15 protein-coding genes are annotated in these 16,588 nt (G+C 61.4%); 9 read left to right on the top strand and 6 right to left on the bottom strand.

The window, feature by feature from the left end:
• Window position 1 precedes the first annotated feature (1 nt).
• The 4 genes from rsmA to lptD all read right to left on the bottom strand — a co-directional run bounded on the left by rsmA (window position 2) and on the right by lptD (window position 5,482).
• Entirely contained in the window at window positions 2-802 is an 801-nt protein-coding gene (gene rsmA, locus H598_RS0109690) for a 16S rRNA (adenine(1518)-N(6)/adenine(1519)-N(6))-dimethyltransferase RsmA (protein ID WP_028112854.1), read from the bottom strand.
• A complete protein-coding gene (gene pdxA / locus H598_RS0109695) occupies window positions 799-1,785 on the bottom strand; it encodes a 4-hydroxythreonine-4-phosphate dehydrogenase PdxA (protein ID WP_028112855.1) in 987 nt (328 codons plus the stop codon). The genes rsmA and pdxA overlap by 4 nt, the downstream gene beginning before the upstream one ends.
• Window positions 1,782-3,071, bottom strand: a complete 1,290-nt coding sequence (gene surA / locus H598_RS0109700) for a peptidylprolyl isomerase SurA (protein WP_028112856.1) — start codon at window positions 3,069-3,071, stop codon at window positions 1,782-1,784. The genes pdxA and surA overlap by 4 nt, the downstream gene beginning before the upstream one ends.
• A gap of 83 nt (window positions 3,072-3,154) precedes the next feature.
• Window positions 3,155-5,482, bottom strand: a complete 2,328-nt coding sequence (lptD, locus tag H598_RS0109705; protein ID WP_028112857.1) for an LPS assembly protein LptD — start codon at window positions 5,480-5,482, stop codon at window positions 3,155-3,157.
• Between the two features lie 281 nt (window positions 5,483-5,763).
• Between lptD and H598_RS0109710 the strand changes: the two genes are divergently transcribed.
• The 8 genes from H598_RS0109710 to H598_RS0109745 all read left to right on the top strand — a co-directional run bounded on the left by H598_RS0109710 (window position 5,764) and on the right by H598_RS0109745 (window position 13,416).
• A complete protein-coding gene (locus H598_RS0109710) occupies window positions 5,764-6,759 on the top strand; it encodes an aminoglycoside phosphotransferase family protein (protein WP_051252634.1) in 996 nt (331 codons plus the stop codon).
• Complete coding sequence (gene murU / locus H598_RS0109715; RefSeq protein ID WP_028112859.1) at window positions 6,756-7,427, top strand: N-acetylmuramate alpha-1-phosphate uridylyltransferase MurU; 672 nt, start codon at window positions 6,756-6,758, stop codon at window positions 7,425-7,427. The genes H598_RS0109710 and murU overlap by 4 nt, the downstream gene beginning before the upstream one ends.
• Window positions 7,411-8,172, top strand: a complete 762-nt coding sequence (djlA, locus tag H598_RS0109720) for a co-chaperone DjlA (protein ID WP_028112860.1) — start codon at window positions 7,411-7,413, stop codon at window positions 8,170-8,172. The genes murU and djlA overlap by 17 nt, the downstream gene beginning before the upstream one ends.
• Before the next feature lie 21 nt (window positions 8,173-8,193).
• On the top strand, window positions 8,194-9,246 hold the full coding sequence (locus tag H598_RS23905) for a hypothetical protein (protein WP_051252635.1): 1,053 nt from the start codon (window positions 8,194-8,196) through the stop codon (window positions 9,244-9,246).
• 51 nt (window positions 9,247-9,297) lie between these two features.
• Window positions 9,298-9,624, top strand: a complete 327-nt coding sequence (locus H598_RS0109730; RefSeq protein WP_028112861.1) for a hypothetical protein — start codon at window positions 9,298-9,300, stop codon at window positions 9,622-9,624.
• Between the two features lie 355 nt (window positions 9,625-9,979).
• Window positions 9,980-10,360: a hypothetical protein gene (locus H598_RS0109735; protein WP_028112862.1), complete on the top strand. Its 381-nt coding sequence runs from the start codon at window positions 9,980-9,982 to the stop codon at window positions 10,358-10,360.
• 40 nt (window positions 10,361-10,400) lie between these two features.
• Window positions 10,401-11,354: a D-2-hydroxyacid dehydrogenase gene (locus tag H598_RS0109740; protein ID WP_028112863.1), complete on the top strand. Its 954-nt coding sequence runs from the start codon at window positions 10,401-10,403 to the stop codon at window positions 11,352-11,354.
• 112 nt (window positions 11,355-11,466) lie between these two features.
• The gene (locus tag H598_RS0109745; RefSeq protein ID WP_028112864.1) at window positions 11,467-13,416 is read left to right on the top strand and encodes an exoribonuclease II; all 1,950 of its coding nucleotides are present in this window, start codon (window positions 11,467-11,469) and stop codon (window positions 13,414-13,416) included.
• Window positions 13,417-13,472: 56 nt separating this feature from the next.
• On the opposite strand, the gene H598_RS0109750 is transcribed toward H598_RS0109745, so the two are convergent.
• Together H598_RS0109750 and H598_RS0109755 are read right to left on the bottom strand one after the other, a co-directional pair.
• Complete coding sequence (locus H598_RS0109750) at window positions 13,473-15,803, bottom strand: zinc-dependent metalloprotease (protein WP_028112865.1); 2,331 nt, start codon at window positions 15,801-15,803, stop codon at window positions 13,473-13,475.
• A gap of 47 nt (window positions 15,804-15,850) precedes the next feature.
• A complete protein-coding gene (locus H598_RS0109755; RefSeq protein ID WP_051252636.1) occupies window positions 15,851-16,324 on the bottom strand; it encodes a YbaN family protein in 474 nt (157 codons plus the stop codon).
• A gap of 92 nt (window positions 16,325-16,416) precedes the next feature.
• Between H598_RS0109755 and H598_RS25960 the strand changes: the two genes are divergently transcribed.
• Window positions 16,417-16,551, top strand: coding sequence for a DUF3149 domain-containing protein (locus H598_RS25960; protein WP_084144406.1), 135 nt, complete (start codon window positions 16,417-16,419; stop codon window positions 16,549-16,551).
• Window positions 16,552-16,588: the final 37 nt, after the last annotated feature.

Here is a 16,588-nt window from a genome sequence, read left to right on the forward strand (position 1 = left end):
CTTATTTGCGGCACAGGTAGTTGGCGATGGCCACGAATCCGGAAACCGGCAACTGTTCAGGCCGCAGGGTCGGGTCGATGCCAATGGCGGCAAAGGCGTCGTCGTCCAGCTGGCCCTTGAAGCTGTTTCTCAAGGTCTTGCGGCGTTGGTTGAAGGCGGTCAGGCACACCTTGCTGAGCACCTCGACCTTGTCCACCGGGTAGGGCTTGACGGTGTGTGGTACCAGGCGCACCACGGCGGAATCCACCTTCGGCGGCGGGGTAAAGGCGCCAGGGCCCACTTCCAGTACCGGGACAGCCTTGCAGTAGTATTGGGCCATGACCGTCAGGCGGCCATAGTTCTTGTGACCCGGGCCGGCACACAGTCGCTGCACCACCTCTTTCTGCAACATGAAGTGCATGTTTTCCAGATGCTCGGCGTACTCGAACAGGTGGAACATCAGCGGCGTCGAGATGTTGTACGGCAGGTTGCCGAAGATCTTCATCTTCTTGCCCGGTTCAATCAGGCTGGAGAAATCGAACTTCAGGGCATCGCCCTGGTTGATCTTCAGCTTCTTGCCCCAGCCGGGTTGCTCGGTCAGGCGGGCAGCCAGATCCCGGTCCAGTTCGACCACGTTCAGGCAGTCCACCTGTTCGGCGACCGGTTGGGTGAGGGCGCCCAGACCCGGACCAATCTCGACCAGAGTGTGGTCGTTGGTGGGGTGAATGGCAGCGACGATGCGGTCGATGACCGTCATGTCGTGGAGGAAGTTTTGGCCGAAGCGCTTACGGGCGCGGTGGCCCATATGAACATTGTTGCTCATCGATTGTGGTTACTTGTCAGTTCAATTGCTTTATTCAGGGCGACGACGAAACTGCCGGAATCGGCCTGGCCAGTGCCAGCCAGATCCAGGGCGGTGCCGTGGTCGACGGAGGTGCGGATAAAGGGCAATCCCAAGGTAATGTTGAGGGATTTTCCAAATCCTTTGTATTTTAGCACTGGCAGGCCCTGATCGTGATACATCGACAGCACCACATCGCAGTTTTCCAGGTATTTGGGTTGGAACAGGGTGTCTGCGGGCAGGGGACCGATCAGGTTCATGCCTTCGGCTCGGAGTAGATTCAGAGTCGGTTCAATGACTTCGATCTCCTCTTTGCCCAGATGGCCGCCTTCGCCGGCATGGGGGTTGAGGCCACACACCAGGATGCGCGGATCCGCCAGGCCGAACTTGTCCTGCAGATCCCGGTGCAGAATCCGGGTGACCTGCTCCAGTCGCTGCGGGGTGATCGCCTTGGACACGTACGCCAGCGGAATGTGGGTGGTCACCAGCGCCACCTGCAGGCCTTCGGTGGCCAGCACCATGACCACGTCCTGACAGTTGGCCTGCTGGGCAAAGTACTCGGTGTGACCGGAGAAGGGGATGCCCGCCTGGTTGATGATGCCTTTATGGACCGGGCCGGTGACCACGGCGGCGAAATCGCCGCTCATGTTCTTCTCGCTGGAAAACTTGAGGGTGTCCACCACGTAGCTGCTGTTCTTGTCGTTCAGCTCGCCACATTTAACCGGTGCATTGACTGAAAATGGCGCGATGGTCAGGGTGCCCGCCTGCTGTGGCTGGGCGGCCTTACCGGGCTGATAGGGCTGCAGCTTGATCGGCAGCCCCAGCATTTTTGCCCGCTCAATAATCAGGTCAGGGTCGGCGCAGACCACCAGTTCAACCGGCCAGTCCTGCTGAGCCAGTTGCACCACCAGGTCCGGGCCGATGCCGGCGGGTTCCCCCGGGGTTACCGCGATACGTACGGTCATTTAGTCTCCACAACTTCGATGTAGGCTTTGGCCCGCATCTCCTGAGACCAGGCGTTGGCCTGTTCATTGAATTTACGACGGAACAGCAACTGATAGGCGCGGTCGCTGTTCATCTTGGCGGTGGTATCGGTGGTGCGGCGCTCCAGCAGTTGCACCACGTGCCAGCCGTGGGTCGAGCGGAAGGGCTGGCTGTATTCGCCTTGCTTCAGCGACGCCAGAGTGTCTTTGAACGCCGGCACGTACATGCTGGGATCGGCCCAGCCCAGGTCACCGCCTTTGACGGCGCTGCCTGGATCTTCCGAGTACTGCTTGGCCAGATCGGCAAAGTCGGCGTCGCCATCGCGCACCTGCTTGAGGAAGTCATCCAGCATCTGCTTGGCCATGTCTTCGCTCAGGATCGGTGACGGCTTCAGCAGGATGTGACGGGAGTGAACCTCGTCCACTTCCTGAATCTGCTGACCGCGGGTGTCCAGAATCTTGATGATGTGGAAACCGGCGCCGCTTTTTACCGGGCCGATGATGTCGCCGGCTTTGCGGCCGCGCACCAGCTCGGCAAACAGGGTTGGCATCTCGTTGACGTTCATCCAGCCCCAGTTACCGCCTTCCAGGGCCTTAGGGCCGGAGGATGCGGAGATGGCGGTCTTGGCAAAATCGGCGTCATCGTTCAGCAGTGCCAGTACCTTATCGGCACGGGTACGGGCTTCTTCCACCGCCTTGGGAGTGTCATTGGCGACACTGATCAGGATGTGGCCCATGTTGAATTCGGTGCTTTGCAGGCCCTGGTCTTCAATCATCTTCACCAGTGCGTCGATCTCCTGTGGAGACACCTGCACACGGCGCTGAACCTGTACCCGCTGCACCTGGCCGAGAATGATCTCGCGACGGATGTTTTCCCGGTACTGGGCGTAGTTGTCGCCGCCGGCTTCCACTTCCGCTTTCATCTGCTCCAGAGTCAGATCCTGATCCTTGGCCATGTTTTCCAGGGTCTGATCCAGCTGAATGTCGCTGATGACCATGCCCATGCGATCCGCCATCTGCATCTGCAGGCTCTCATTGATCAGGCGATCGATCACCTGAGTGCGTAAGGCGGTGTCGGAGGGAAGGGCTTGTCCGCTTTGCAGCGCCGAGCGTTTGATGTTCTCGACCCGTTCGTCGATCTCACTTTCCAGAATAATGCCGTCGTTAACCAATACGGCGACGCGATCCAAGAGCTGTGGCTGTGCCAGCGCGGATCCTGCCATGGCGAACGCCGCCACGGCACTAATAATCAAATTGCGAACCTTCATCCTTCATCCATTTTTTTCGGTGCAGTTATCGCTTAGAGCCTCGACTTCAGCGACGGTTCCTGCACTGTAACACATTTGTTTTGTCAGTTTTTGAGGTAGTAGGGGCGCCGGTAGTTGAACAAGCCCTCATCCAACATGTCGCTGACGCCCAGTGGACCGGAGGATCCCAGCCCTTTCAACTCAAAGGTCAGGGACCAACTGGTGTCGTAGTCGTCCCTCTGACTGATGGTGGTAAAGCCACTGTCACTGTAGTTGGTGTTCAGGTGACGATCGTAGGTCAGGCGCACGGCCCAGCAGCACGATTCCCACTGAACGCCGGCATAGCTTTCGACGGTCCGGTTAAGGTTGCCGTCGTAGTAATAGTTGCCTACGAAGTAGGTGTCTTTGGCGATCGGCCAGGTGGTACGGAAGCCAAACTGGTTGATGTCGATGAACTCACCGGTGTCCTCGTCGATGGCCAGTTCCGGCACATAACGATGGGAAAATTGCACCAGCTTGTTGTTGCCGGGACGGTAGTCCAGGGTCACTTCCGACTTGTTGGTGGCGCCGGCGTTGGTGTCCAGTTGCAGTGAGCCGGCCAGGAACCAGTGGGTAGCGGCCTGCATGTCCAACTCCATGGCCAGAGCCGAGCTGGATTGCTGAATCTGGTTGGACTCGTTGGGCAGGCTGACTTCGCTGTCGGACAGGTAGAAAATCTGGCCGAGGGCGAAACGCATCTTCTCCTGGTTGTCGCCGTCGAAGAAGCGGGTGGCGACACCCAGAGTCAGCTGGTTGGCGTCGGCGATACGATCCAGGCCGGAGAAGCGACGATCGCGAAACAGACCGTTGTAGTCGTCCTGCAGCTGAGCGGTATCGTAGACGCCGATGTCAGACTGATCCTGATGGGGAATGAACAGGTACTGGGCCTGGGGTTCCAGGGTCTGCCGGTAGGGGCTGCCGGAGAACGTCAGCTGACGCTCGAAGTTGGCCTGACCGTGCACCCGGAACTGGGGCAGAGTCCGGCTGACAAACTGGTCCAGGTCCTGATACAAGGGGTCGTTGTTGTTGCTGGGCACGTCCTGCTGATAGAAGGTCTGCATCAGCTTCATTTCGGTGGTCAGGCTGCCTGCCGGCGTCTGGTAGGGCAGGGTCAGCGTCGGCTCCATGTGCCAGCGAAGGGCACTGAGCTGTTGATTGTCCTGGTGGGTAAAGTTGGTCAGCTCGGTATCGAAGTTGAAGTCCAACCCCTGATAGAAGGCCGGCATCCGGTATTGGAAGGCCAGCTGCGGCATCACCTGAAACGGGTCCTGATCGTCGCCCAGTACCTTGATGTCCTGCACCTTGATGCCCAGGTTCCAGTTTTCCTGGAAGTAGGACGCTTCGCCCACCCGGCTCAGCTGGTTGTCGGTACTGGCACTGATGGCCGAGTCGAAATCGTTGAAATAGTTGTCGTCACTGATGGTGGCGTAGTCGGCGTGCAGGCGCCAGCCATTGTCCAGTCGGGCACTGTGTTCCCAGGAATAGGCGTAGCGATCCGGGCTGCCGGTGAGGCTGCTGAGCCGGTCGTTGCCGATGTACTCCAGGTTGACGATGCCGGCGTTTTGCTCGGTCAGGTAGCGGCCTTCGGTGGCCAGCCAGACGCCGCGGGAGCTCATCACCTGGGGGGTGATGGTCATGTCGAAGTTGGGGGCGATGTTCCAGTAGAACGGGGCCTTAACGTCGACGCCATTTTTGGTGCTGGTACTGAACGAGGGAAACAGGAAGCCGGTCTTGCGCTTGTCCGACACCGGTACCGTCATGTAAGGCACGTAGAACACCGGGGTATCAAACAACCGCACCTGGGCACTGTAGATCTCACCCCACTCTTCGTTGCTGTCGATGATGATCTTGTCGGCCTTCAGCTCCCAGTCGGGCACCTCGGCGGGACAGGTGGTGAACGAACCGCCCTGGAGGACGATGTTGTTGTCGTCGGTGATCTGCAGTTCATTGGCATCACCATGGACCTGCTGGCCGTGCAACCAGTATTTAGCCTGACTCAGGGTGGCGTTGTATTTGTCGGTGTCGGCGGTCAGATCGTCAGCGGTGATGGTGACCTGAGGGTCCTGATACACCAGATCGCCACTGGCCAGCACTTTCTGTTCCAGCTGCAGCACTTCGGCGTTGTCGGCGTTGATGGCCCGGTTACCCTGGCGCAGCTTGACGTCACCCTGAAACTTGGCTGAGACGCCGGCGATGGCCTGGCTCGAATCGGCGCGCACGGTCACCGGCGCGGATGAGGCTTGTTCATCATTAGTGGCGTTGGGGTCGACCATCATGGGTACGGGAAGGGTAATGGTGCACTGGGTGTCCGGGACCAGCACCTGTCCTTCCTGGCTCCACGCCGCAAAGGGCAGGCAACAACATGCAACTGCGAGTTGATAGCGCATTTTTATCCTTTTGGAGTGTTTGCAATTGGCAGGGGCGCTCTGCTCCCTATACCATTGCAAAAGAGTCCCCGTCCGTTGGCCGGGACACCGCTCCCCAAAGGGCGTTAAACCGACCGATTCTCCCGACGCCACACTGGCCATAGAGGAGTTTAGTATGCTGGACAGAGACTTAATAAAATTGGTTAAAACAACCTAATTATTTTACCGGCAAACGAAAACCATTTTTCGCCCGCGCAAAAGACGTATGATAAAGCAATTTTCAACTTTGGGCTATTCAAGGGGCAGAGATGCAAGATAGCCGTCGAGATCAGCTACAAGGCTGGCTTAATCAATGCTTTAGTCCATCGATTCAGGATTTGGTTCTGATCTTCGGAGACGCCAGTTATCGGCGTTATTTCCGCTTTTCCCATCAGGGTCACAGTTACATCGCGGTGGATGCACCACCGGACAAGGAAAACAGTGCCCCCTTTGTGGCCATGACCCGGGCCTACCACCAGGCCGGTTTACCGGCTCCAGAGATAGTGCATTCGAATCTTAAGCTGGGCTTCATGTGCCAGAGCGATCTCGGTGATGACCACCTGCAGCGCTACTTGTCGGCCTCGACGCTGGCGAACTGGTACTCTGAGGCGCTGTCGCTGTTGCCGCAGATTGGTGCCATTACCGCCACCGAAGACGGCCCCTTGCCGGCCTACGACGAGGCCCTGCTGCGGCAGGAGTTGTCGCTGTTGCCACAGTGGTTCCTCAAGATTCACCTGGGTCAGGAGCCGAACCGCGACTTCGACGCCCTGTGGTCGCCACTGTGTGATCTGTTGGTGGATAACGCCCTGTCTCAGCCTCAAGTGGGGGTCCACCGGGATTACCACTGCCGTAACTTGATGGTGGTGGATCAGCACCTGGCGATCATCGATTATCAGGGCGCAGTGCTGGGGCCGGTGACCTATGACCCGGTATCGTTGCTGAAAGACTGTTACGTCCGCTGGGCGCCGGAACAGTTGACGCCGCTGCTGGACGGTCACTATCAGCGCTTGTCGGCCCTGGGCTGGCTTGGCGGTGCCGATCGGGCCCAGTTCCAGCGTTGGTATGATCTGACCGGCCTGCAGCGGCACCTGAAAGTGCTGGGGATCTTTGCCCGCCTGTGCCATCGCGACGGCAAACCCGGTTACCTGGCGGATCTGCCGCGGGTGCTGGAGTACGTCATCGAGGCCGCCGACGGCTATGCTGACACCCGGCCGCTGGCGCAACTGGCCCGCCAGTGGCGCCAGCAACTGGAGGTGCCGGCGTGAAAGCGATGATTCTGGCCGCCGGCCGCGGCGAACGGATGCGGCCGTTGACCGACACCACGCCAAAGCCGTTGCTGCCGCTGGCGCAGACGCCGCTGATTGAATACCACCTGCGGCGACTGGCGGCGGCGGGCATTCGCGAAGTGTTGATCAATACCGCCTGGCTGGGGCAGCAGTTTCCCGAGCAGCTGGGCGACGGTGGCCGTTGGGGGATGAAGATTACCTACCAGCATGAACAGCAGGCGCTGGAAACCGGTGGCGGCATCCTCAAGGCGCTGGATTGGCTCGGGGCGGCGCCGTTTCTGGTGGTCAACGGCGACGTCTATTGTGAGCTGGAGTTCGACCGGCTGCCGATGCTGTCCGAAACCGACCTGGCTCACCTTTGGCTTGTGCCCAATCCGGCTCACAACCCCGGCGGCGACTTTGTGCTGCAGGGGGGGCGGGTCAGTGATCAGGGTCAACCCAGGCTGACCTTTTCCGGTATCGGCCTGTACCGGCCGGCGCTGTTTGATGGCTGCCAGCCCGGCCGATTTGGCCTGGCGCCGCTGCTGCGGCGGGCGATGGCACAGCAGCGCATCAGCGGGACAATCTATTCAGGGCGGTGGTGTGACGTAGGCACGCCACAGCGGTTACAACAGTTGGAGCAGGGTTTAAATGCAGATTTGGGGTAAGGTATTCGGCGGTTTGCTGGGGTTCTTTTTTGGCCGCATTGCCGGACTGATTTTTGGTGTCTGGTTGGGGCACATTTTGGTGGACAAACGACGTACCCCGACCTCGGGTCCACGCCAGAACCTGTTTTTCCACACTACGTTCGCGGTGATGGGCCACGTCGCCAAGGCGTCGGGGCAGGTGACCTCGGCAGACATCGCCCTGGCTTCGGCGGTGATGGACCAGTTGCGGCTGTCTGGCGACGCTCGCCGTGAGGCTCAGGCGGCGTTCCGGGAAGGCAAGGCCGCCGATTATCCGCTGCAGGAGCGGCTCAAGCAGTTGAAACTGGTGATGGCGTTTCGTCGGGATCTGGCGCGGATGTTTCTTGAGATTCAGATTCAGATCGCCCTGTCCGATGGCAGCATCGACGACAAGGAGCGCGCCATCCTGGCGGAGATTGCCCGTCAGCTCGGGTTCTCGCCCCAGGAGCTGGAACAGATGCTGTCGATGTGGCAAGGGGAGCATCATTATCGTGCCAGCGGCTCACAGGGACCGAGCCTGGACGACGCCTACCGCCTGCTGGGGGTGACGGCCGACGATGACGACCGTCAGATCAAGCGCGCCTACCGCAAACTGATGGCGCAGCACCATCCGGACAAGCTGGCCAGCCAGGGCCTGCCCGAGGAGATGATGACCCTGGCCCGGCAGAAGAGCCAGGACATTCAGGCCGCCTGGGAGGTGGTTCGCAGCGAACGCAAACTGAGATAAGTCAGCCACAGGGGAGCGGCCATGAGCTGGGATAACCGGGAAGCGGATGCCCTTAAGCGGGCGCTGAAGCAATGGCAGCAACAGGGATTGCTGGATGCCGACACCGTGCGGCGGTTAACGGCCACCATCGAGGTGCGGCGTTTCGACTGGCGGCGGCTGGCCCGTTACAGTTTCCTGGTGGCCCTGGTTTCTTTGGTGGTGTCGGTGGCCAGTGTGCTGCTGGATCAACGGGTGATCGACTGGATCGCCAGCGTGTTTCAGGCGCCGGTGCTGGTGCGCGCCATTGGACTGGCGCTGCTGGCGTTGGGGCTGTTGATTCAGGGGCAGCGATTACGGCGGCGGGACCACCGCCGCCGCTACCAGGTTGAAGCCCTGTTCCTGGGGGCGGTGGCGGCCATCGCTGGGGCACTGATCTATCTGGCAGACTACCTGTCGGTGGATGAGTCGGTGTGGCGCTGGTGGCTGCTGTCGGCGGTCATGGTGTATGCCTGGCTCGGGGCGTGGCTGAGGTCGTCGCTGATCTGGGCGGTGGCCCTGCTGACTCTGGCGACCTGGCTACTGGTGCATTCGGTGCAGCAGGTGGGTTGGGAGGCGCTGTGGTATGGCATGAACCCCCCGGCGCGCCTGGCCCTGTTGGGGGCGGCGCTGGCGCTGTCGGCTAGCGCCATGTCGCGTCCGGCCTGGCGGCCGTTGCGTGCACCTACCTGGCACATCGGCCTGAGCCTGATGTTCATCAACCTGTGGTTGTTGAGCCTGTTTGGCAACCACCATGATCCCCAGTTGTGGTCGGCTCAGCCCCAGTGGCAACTGTGGCCCTGGGCGTTGCTGGCGGTGCTGGTGAGTGTGGCGGCCATGCTTTGGGGCCTGAGGCGAGAGGATGTCGGTTTGCGTCTGTATGGGTTGGGGTTTCTGATACTCAACCTCTACAGCCGCTTCTTCGAGCAGTTCTGGGACAGCCTGCACAAGGGACTGTTGTTTGCCATTGCCGGGGCGGGCTTCTGGCTGCTGGGGCGCCAAGCTGAACGAATCTGGAACCGCAGTCACTCTCAAGATGATTCGCCGCCACCGCAGTGATATTATCGCCACTCAACTCATTGTTTAGTGGTGCTTATGAATATCTCCTCCATGACAGTCAGTTATGCCTCCGTTCGCCCAGCGGTTACGGGTACGCCGCCGGTGGAAAAGCTGCAGCAGAATAAAGAGGTGATACTGGCGGCCAGTGCCCGCCAGCAGCAGCAGGCCACCGTGGACGCCTACCTGACCGCGGCCGGTGCCTCTGCCGACGACGGTGGTGAGGTCAAGCAGGCGATGGCGTTTGCCGACAGCGTTCGTCGAGCCGAGACCCTGGCGCAGATCGATCAGCATTACACGCCCAGGCCCTCCGATCCGGTGGCAGAGCACTACTATCCGTCTGAGCCCGTCTCGGGTCAGTACCTGAACGAGAAGGTTTAAATAAGAATTGTTTGCATTCAGTGCCGGTTCGTCGTACAGTGACCACGTCGGCTGGCAATTCCAAACCGACTCTCATCATCTCCTGCACGATCTGTCTTTTCGAAGACCCGACGCCCTCTGACGCACCATCAGGGGGCGTTTGTGTTTTTGCTGTATCCATACTCTCTGTGCTTCCACGGCTTTTTTGGGTTAACGACCTGGGCGCGATTGGCGGTGGCCAGGCCAAGCGTACTGACACTTCATTTGTAAAAACAACGCACTGTGGAAATGCCGCAGCGAGGTTCGGTTTTTCGGCATTGACCCGAGGGTCGCCACTCCTACAATGAGCCGCCCTTTTCCAGTGGAGACAAACGAGATGAAACAGTGGTTGATGATGGCGTTGGGGTTGACCCTGGCTGCGCCGGTCTGGGCGTCGCCGCGAGTGGGGATTCAACTGGGCAGCGATAACGGCGTTACCGTGCACGCTCAAGGCTGGGATGTGGGGGTCAGCGTCGAGCGCTTCGCGGTCAGTGTCGACCGCCGCATTCCGTCTAACATCAATCCGGCGTTGTATTTTGGTGTCGGTGGCATGATCAGCGACACCGACGATGAGGAGATTGGCCTGCGACTCAAAGCCGGCCTGGCGACGCAGATCGACCAGGTGGAGCTGTTTGCCGAGCTGGTGCCGGTGTTTTATCCCGGCAAGGATCTGGAGATGGATCTCGACTATGGCGTTGGCCTGCGGATTCGTTTCTAATGAGCGCTGACCCCAAGCATTAACTGGCTGAGGAGCGGCAATGAAGCAATTGGTGGTATTGGACGGACACACCTTGAACCCCGGTGATTTGAGCTGGGGGCCGCTGCGGGCACTGGCCTCGACTCAGGTGCATGAACGAACGCCGGCGTCACAGGTTGTGGCCCGGGCGTCCGCGGCCGAGCTGCTGATGACCAATAAGACGCCGCTGACGGCCTCGACCCTGGCACAGCTGCCGAAGCTCAAATACATCGGCGTGCTGGCCACCGGCGTCAACGTGGTGGATGTGGCGGCTGCCCGCGAGCGCGGCATCGTGGTCACCAATGTGCCTGCCTACGGCCCCGCGTCGGTGGCGCAGATGGCGATGGCGCACCTGCTGCATCACAGCAGCCGGGTCGCCTGGCACCATCAGCGAGTGGCCCGGGGGGACTGGAGCGCTAGCGACGACTTCTGTTTCTACGACGGGCCACTGCAGTCGCTGCAGGGACAGATTCTGGGGCTGGTGGGCTACGGCGAGATCGCCCGCCGGCTGGCCGCCATGGCGGAGGGCTTTGGCATGCGGGTGGTGTTGACCACCCCCAGCCGCAAAACCGATCTGCCCGAAGGGCGCCGCTGGATGCCGCTGGAGGCGTTATTGCAGTGCGCCGACGTGGTCAGCTTGCACTGTCCGCTGACCGACGACAATCAAGGCATGATCGATGCCCGTCGTCTGGCGCTGATGAAACCCACCGCGATGCTGCTCAACACCGCCCGTGGGCCGCTGGTGAATGAGGCGGATCTGGCCCGGGCCCTGCATCAGGGCACCATCGCCGCTGCCGGCCTGGATGTGCTCAGCAGCGAACCGCCCCGGCCCGACAACCCGTTGCTGTCGGCGCCCAACTGCAGTATTACTCCCCATAATGCCTGGGCCACCCTGCAGGCGCGGCAGAACCTGCTCAATATTGCGGTGGCGAACCTGGCCGCGTTTCTCGAAGGCAAGCCGCAAAACCGGGTCTGAATCCGGGGGGAAAGGCGTGGTGATTGACTCGTTTATCCCTTAAACTTGCCTCTCTTTGGGTCACCCGGCTGGGGTGGCTTAATTTCCTTTTGGCAACCACGGAATTCTTTGGATGTTCCAGGACAACCCGCTGCTGCAGCAGCTCAAAGCACAGATTAAAGAGACCCTGCCCACGGTCGAAGGCCAGGTCAAGGCCACCGAGCGTGGCTTCGGTTTTTTGGAAACTGACAAGGGCGACAGCCACTTTATTCCGCCGGCCTACATGAAGAAAGTGGTCCACGGCGATCGGGTCTCGGCGGTACTGAGAACCGAAAAAGACAAGCCCGTCGCCGAACCGGATCAGTTGCTGGAAGTGGGGTTAGACCGGTTTATCGCTCGAGTGAAATTCGTCAAAGAGCGGCTCAACGTGGTGCCGGATCACCCATTGATGCGCGAGCCGATGCGGGCCAAGTGCAAGGGCCTCAAGGGCTCTGAGTTGTCCAACGGCGACTACGTGGTGGCCCACCTGGTGAAGCATCCGCTGCGTCCGGATGAGCCCCATTTTCAGGTGGAGATCACCGAGTTGGTGGCGGCACACAACGATCCCCATGTGCCCTGGTGGGTGGTGTTGGCCAAACACGACCTGGCCAAGGCCGAGCCGGCCGATCCTCAGGGGTGGCAAACCCCGGGCGACAGCCAGCGTCAGGATTTGACCCAGCTGCCGTTTGTGACCATTGATGCCGAGTCCACCAAGGACATGGATGACGCCTTGTATGTGGAGGCTCGGGAGCAGGGCGGCTGGTGGCTGCACGTGGCCATTGCCGATCCGACCGCGTACGTGCAAGCCGGCGACGAAGTCGATGTGGAAGCGCGTAAACGCGGTTTTACCCAATACCTGCCGGGCTTTAATGTGCCGATGCTGCCGCGGCAGCTGGCAGATGAGCTGTGCTCTCTGGTGGAAGGCCAGCAGCGCTACGCGGTGGTGGCGCGGATTCCTGTGGCCAGCGACGGCAGTGCCGGTGACGCCGAGTTCTCACTGGCGACCATCGCTTCCCACGCTAAGCTCGCCTACGACAAGGTCTCGGATCGTCTCGAGGGACAGGAGGGGGCCTGGCAGCCACAGGATGCGGTGATCGCCGAGCAGATCGATTTGTTGCATCAATTGGCTCAGGCACGCATCGGTTGGCGCGAACAGCACGCACTGGTGTTCCCGGATCGCCCGGATTACCGCTTCGAGGTGGACGATCAGGGTAACGTGGTCACCATTCATGTGGAGCCACGCCGAATCGCCAACCGCATCGTGGAGGAGACCATGATTCTGGCCAACTCGGCGGCGGCGGCACTGCTGGCGGAACGGGTCGGCGGCGGCGTGTTTAACGTTCACGCCGGTCTGGACAGCGAGCGGGTAGACGCAGCCCGGCAGATGCTGGCGGACAATGGCCTCGAATTCGATGGCGAGCGACTGCAGACTCTGGCTGGCTATTGCGAGTTGCGCCGGGCCCTGGACGCTCAGCCCGACGGCTACCTGGACGCCCGCTTGCGGCGGATGCAGGCGTTCTCCGAGATGGCGGCCACGCCGGGTGCCCACTACGGCATGGGCTTGCAAGGCTACGCCACCTGGACCTCGCCGATCCGCAAGTACGGCGACATGGTTAATCACCGTCTGCTCAAGGCGGTGATTCAGGGCGGCACGCCAGAGTCTCTTCCGGATGCGGCGCTGATTGACCACCTGACGGCGATGCGTAAGTTGCACCGCTTGTGCGAGCGGGACGTGGGTGACTGGCTGTTCGCCCGTTACCTGGCACCGAAGGCCGGCACCGATGAGGTGTTTGTGGGTGAGATCATCGACATCAATCGTGGCGGCGTGCGGCTACGGTTGCAGGAGAACGGCGCGGTGGTGTTCCTGCCGGCGCCCCTGCTGACCGACGACAAGTCCAGGCTGACTCTGGTCGGGGATCAGGGGCTGGCCCAGTTCGACGGTGAGCAGGTGTTCCGCTTGTCCCAGAGCCTTGAGGTGGTGATCCACGAAGTGCGGGTCGCCAATCGCAACATCGTGGTGGCACCGCGGCATAAGCTGGTCTAAGCCGTCGAGACAAAGAAAAACGGGTCGCTGCGGCGACCCGTTTTTGTTGGCGGCGGTTAAATCGGTGACCCCGGCGGCAGCGGCAGCGGCGCCGGGATGGCGCGAATACTGTCGTCGCCGAGTCCGCGCTTAATCACCTCGGCCAGTTGCCGGTAATGGGCGGCGGCGGTGCTGTCGGAGCGGCGCGCTTTTCGCTGCAGACGATCGCCAATGTCGGTCAGGGTCGCACTCAGCAGCGCTTGCACCTCCGGGGCGCTGTCGTCGTCGTGGCGGGCGCTCAGCAGGGCATCGACGGTAACGGCGTTGACCCGCATCTGCAGGGCGCCACGGCGGCCTTCGTCAATCCCCTCGAGCAGCGTTGCCTCGGCGAGCGGCTCCAGCAGTTGTGCCAATCCGGGCAGTTCATCGTCGTCGAGGTGCTGTTGCATCAGTCGGTTGAGGCGTGCGGGGGCCAACATCAGCTTCAGGCAATGGCGGGCAGCCACCTCGGCCATCCCCAGGGGATCGCTGATGGGGCCCAGACGCGAGCCGAAGTGCTCGCGGCTGCTTTGGTAGCCGGCGGGGTGGGGCTGAAGGTAGTGGCGCGCCGATTCCGGCAAGGCCAGAGTCGACGGCATCAGGGTAGTGATCAGGGCATCGATGGCCTGTTGCTGACGCTCAGGGCTGACCCAACGGGGACTCGACGTGCCGTAATCGTAATCCACCCCGGCTATCAGCCTTGCCACAGCCTCGGTCTGGTAGCGATGCAGCAGGTAGGTGGGCACCAGCAGGGTGGTCAGTTCGCTGACGGGCTCGCCGCTCAGCAGCGCTGCGGGATTCAGTTGGGTCAGCGCCAGTTGCCGAATTCGAAGTAACCGTGACAGCTCGGCGATGGGGTCCTGGCCGTTGTCCCACAGATTGGCGGCCGGATGGGCGCTGCCCGGGGCCCGGGCATCGGCGTCACTGAGGTACAGCAGCCCCTGCTCGGTGGCCTGGGCGGCCAGGCTGTGCTGACGGCTGGGGTTGCCGTAACCAAAACGGATGGCGTGGTAGTCCCACTCCCCCAGCCCGGTATCGTAGGCGCCGGCCAGTTGCACCCGATCGTTTTCCAGTCTCAGCTTCGGATGGGGGTAATCCATCACCGAACCGTGGCCGCTGGCAGAGCCGGCGAAGTTGTGGGCCAGTCCCAGGGTGTGGCCGACCTCGTGGGCCGCCAGTTGCCGAAGCCTGGCCAGGGCAAACTGCTGGGCATCGGCGAACGCTTGTTGCCGGTCTGGCCAGCCGGCACTGAGGGCGCGGGCGATGCGATCGTCCTGGCGCACCCGCAGCGATCCCAGGGTCACATGGCCTTTGAGGATTTCACCGCTGCGGGGATCGAGGATGGCGTCACCAAAGGACCAGCCGCGACTGGCGCGATGAACCCACTGAATGACGTTGTAGCGCATGTCCTGGGGATCGGCATCCTCGGGCAGCATCCGCACTTCGAAGGCATCCAGGAAGCCCGCTTGCTCGAACGCCTTGCGCCACCATCCCGCGCCGTCCAACAGGGCGGTGCGCATCGGCTCGGGCACGGCATTGTCCAGGTAGTAGACGATGGGGCTGGCGACCGCCGACGGCGCCGCGCCAGGTGTCAGTTTCTGCAACCGGTGCCTGGGCTGCCAGCGCACCTGCAGCGGTTGCGACAGTGGTTGGCTGTAATCATTGAACTGGTAAGCAAAAAAGCCGGACTGCGGGTGGAACGGCACCGGGGTCATCGGTGTTTCGGGCAGACGGATAAAGGAGAACCGCACCTTCAGAGACAACCGGGAAGGATCGGCGGCAACCCGCTGCAGCTCTGGTCCGCCCTGATCTCCGGCGAAGCTGACCTGAATGTCGATGTCGCTGTTATCGACAAACCCCTTGATGCCCTGATCGGCGACGAAACTCAGTGACGGTTGCAGTTGAAATTGGCCCTGCTCGGTGGCTCTCAGGCGCTCGGCGATGCCGTGCAGATCCTGTTGCAGCAACGGGTCTAGCGATGCTTGGCCGTTTTGGTCCAGGCGGCCCCGCCACAGAATGGTTTCGGCAAAGGCGTGTGTGACCGCTTGAGTTTCGGCGGCCGAATTCGAGTCGGCGCGAAATCCACTGTTGAGCTGACGCAGCACCAGGGCGGCGCCGTGGCGCTCAAACTGCACCAGCCGTTGGCTGCCCAGTTGGCCCCGATCCAGGCCGACGTCGTTGGAGCCCAGCCCGCCAGGCAAACTGGTGACCAGCAGCAGCGGCGTGTCCAGGGGCGGCTCGGTCAGCATCACTTCGCCGTTGTCGCTCAGGCTCAGAGTCAGGAAGGTCGGGGCCGGCTCGGCGTGAACCGGCCACAGTAACAGCAGCGCCACCACAGAAAGCAGGCGGCGCACCAGCAGGGAGGGCATGGCGCATCCTTGTCGCAATGGGGGTAAGCCCCGGAGTTTTCTCCAGTCTATGTGTCTTTGCCGGTGGGCTCAACCTGTGGCAGCACTGGCCCGACTCGTCGCCACAGATGCACAGAGACGCCGAGGCCGATGCTCAGCAACAGCAACTGCACCGGCAGCAGCGGTGCCAGGGTGATCGCCAGTCCCATGCCCAACCACAGGCTGATCAGGGTCAGGGTTAACTGCCTGGGGCTTACCGGACGCCGATTGAGGTAGGCGTCCAAAGGCGGACCGAGCCAGGGGTGGGTCAGCAACCAGCGTTGACAGCCAGGGTGAGCTTTGCCCAGGCACAGGCTGGCGAGCAGCAGAAACGGCACCGTCGGCAGCAACGGCAGCACCATGCCGATGACGCCAGCCACTACCGACAGGGCGCCGGGGATCAGCCACCAGACGTTGAGGCGGACGGGCTCCAGCGCCTGGGACAGGGCGGGGTTGATGGTCCCGTCGAGCTCGGCAACCTGCTGATTACTCCTGTGCATCATTTGCGCAACACTCCTTGATCCGGATCATGGGGAGGCGGTCAGGCATGGGGTAGGGTAGAAGCCGTATTCACACGTATTACAAGGAGTTTCCCATGTCTCATTGGTTTAACTTGATCATGGACAGCCCCATCGGCTGGATGTCGATGTTGGTGATACTGGCGACCTGTGGCATCGTCGGCTACATCGGTTGGATGTTTTGGAAGAAGTCGGCCCTACCTGGCCAATGACCGGTTAATGATAATTATTCTCATTTTTGGCCGGGCT

Source organism: Ferrimonas kyonanensis DSM 18153 (assembly GCF_000425405.1).
Lineage (GTDB): Bacteria > Pseudomonadota > Gammaproteobacteria > Enterobacterales > Shewanellaceae > Ferrimonas > Ferrimonas kyonanensis.

What these genes read in the sequence shown, in the direction of transcription:
- rsmA (WP_028112854.1), bottom strand. Translation starts at nt 802, where the DNA reads ATGAGCAACAATGTTCATATGGGCCACCGCGCCCGTAAGCGCTTCGGC.
- pdxA (WP_028112855.1), bottom strand. Translation starts at nt 1,785, where the DNA reads ATGACCGTACGTATCGCGGTAACCCCGGGGGAACCCGCCGGCATCGGC.
- surA (WP_028112856.1), bottom strand. Translation starts at nt 3,071, where the DNA reads ATGAAGGTTCGCAATTTGATTATTAGTGCCGTGGCGGCGTTCGCCATG.
- H598_RS0109710 (WP_051252634.1), top strand. Translation starts at nt 5,764, where the DNA reads ATGCAAGATAGCCGTCGAGATCAGCTACAAGGCTGGCTTAATCAATGC.
- djlA (WP_028112860.1), top strand. Translation starts at nt 7,411, where the DNA reads ATGCAGATTTGGGGTAAGGTATTCGGCGGTTTGCTGGGGTTCTTTTTT.
- H598_RS23905 (WP_051252635.1), top strand. Translation starts at nt 8,194, where the DNA reads ATGAGCTGGGATAACCGGGAAGCGGATGCCCTTAAGCGGGCGCTGAAG.
- H598_RS0109730 (WP_028112861.1), top strand. Translation starts at nt 9,298, where the DNA reads ATGACAGTCAGTTATGCCTCCGTTCGCCCAGCGGTTACGGGTACGCCG.
- H598_RS0109735 (WP_028112862.1), top strand. Translation starts at nt 9,980, where the DNA reads ATGAAACAGTGGTTGATGATGGCGTTGGGGTTGACCCTGGCTGCGCCG.
- H598_RS0109740 (WP_028112863.1), top strand. Translation starts at nt 10,401, where the DNA reads ATGAAGCAATTGGTGGTATTGGACGGACACACCTTGAACCCCGGTGAT.
- H598_RS0109745 (WP_028112864.1), top strand. Translation starts at nt 11,467, where the DNA reads ATGTTCCAGGACAACCCGCTGCTGCAGCAGCTCAAAGCACAGATTAAA.
- H598_RS0109750 (WP_028112865.1), bottom strand. Translation starts at nt 15,803, where the DNA reads ATGCCCTCCCTGCTGGTGCGCCGCCTGCTTTCTGTGGTGGCGCTGCTG.
- H598_RS0109755 (WP_051252636.1), bottom strand. Translation starts at nt 16,324, where the DNA reads ATGATGCACAGGAGTAATCAGCAGGTTGCCGAGCTCGACGGGACCATC.
- H598_RS25960 (WP_084144406.1), top strand. Translation starts at nt 16,417, where the DNA reads ATGTCTCATTGGTTTAACTTGATCATGGACAGCCCCATCGGCTGGATG.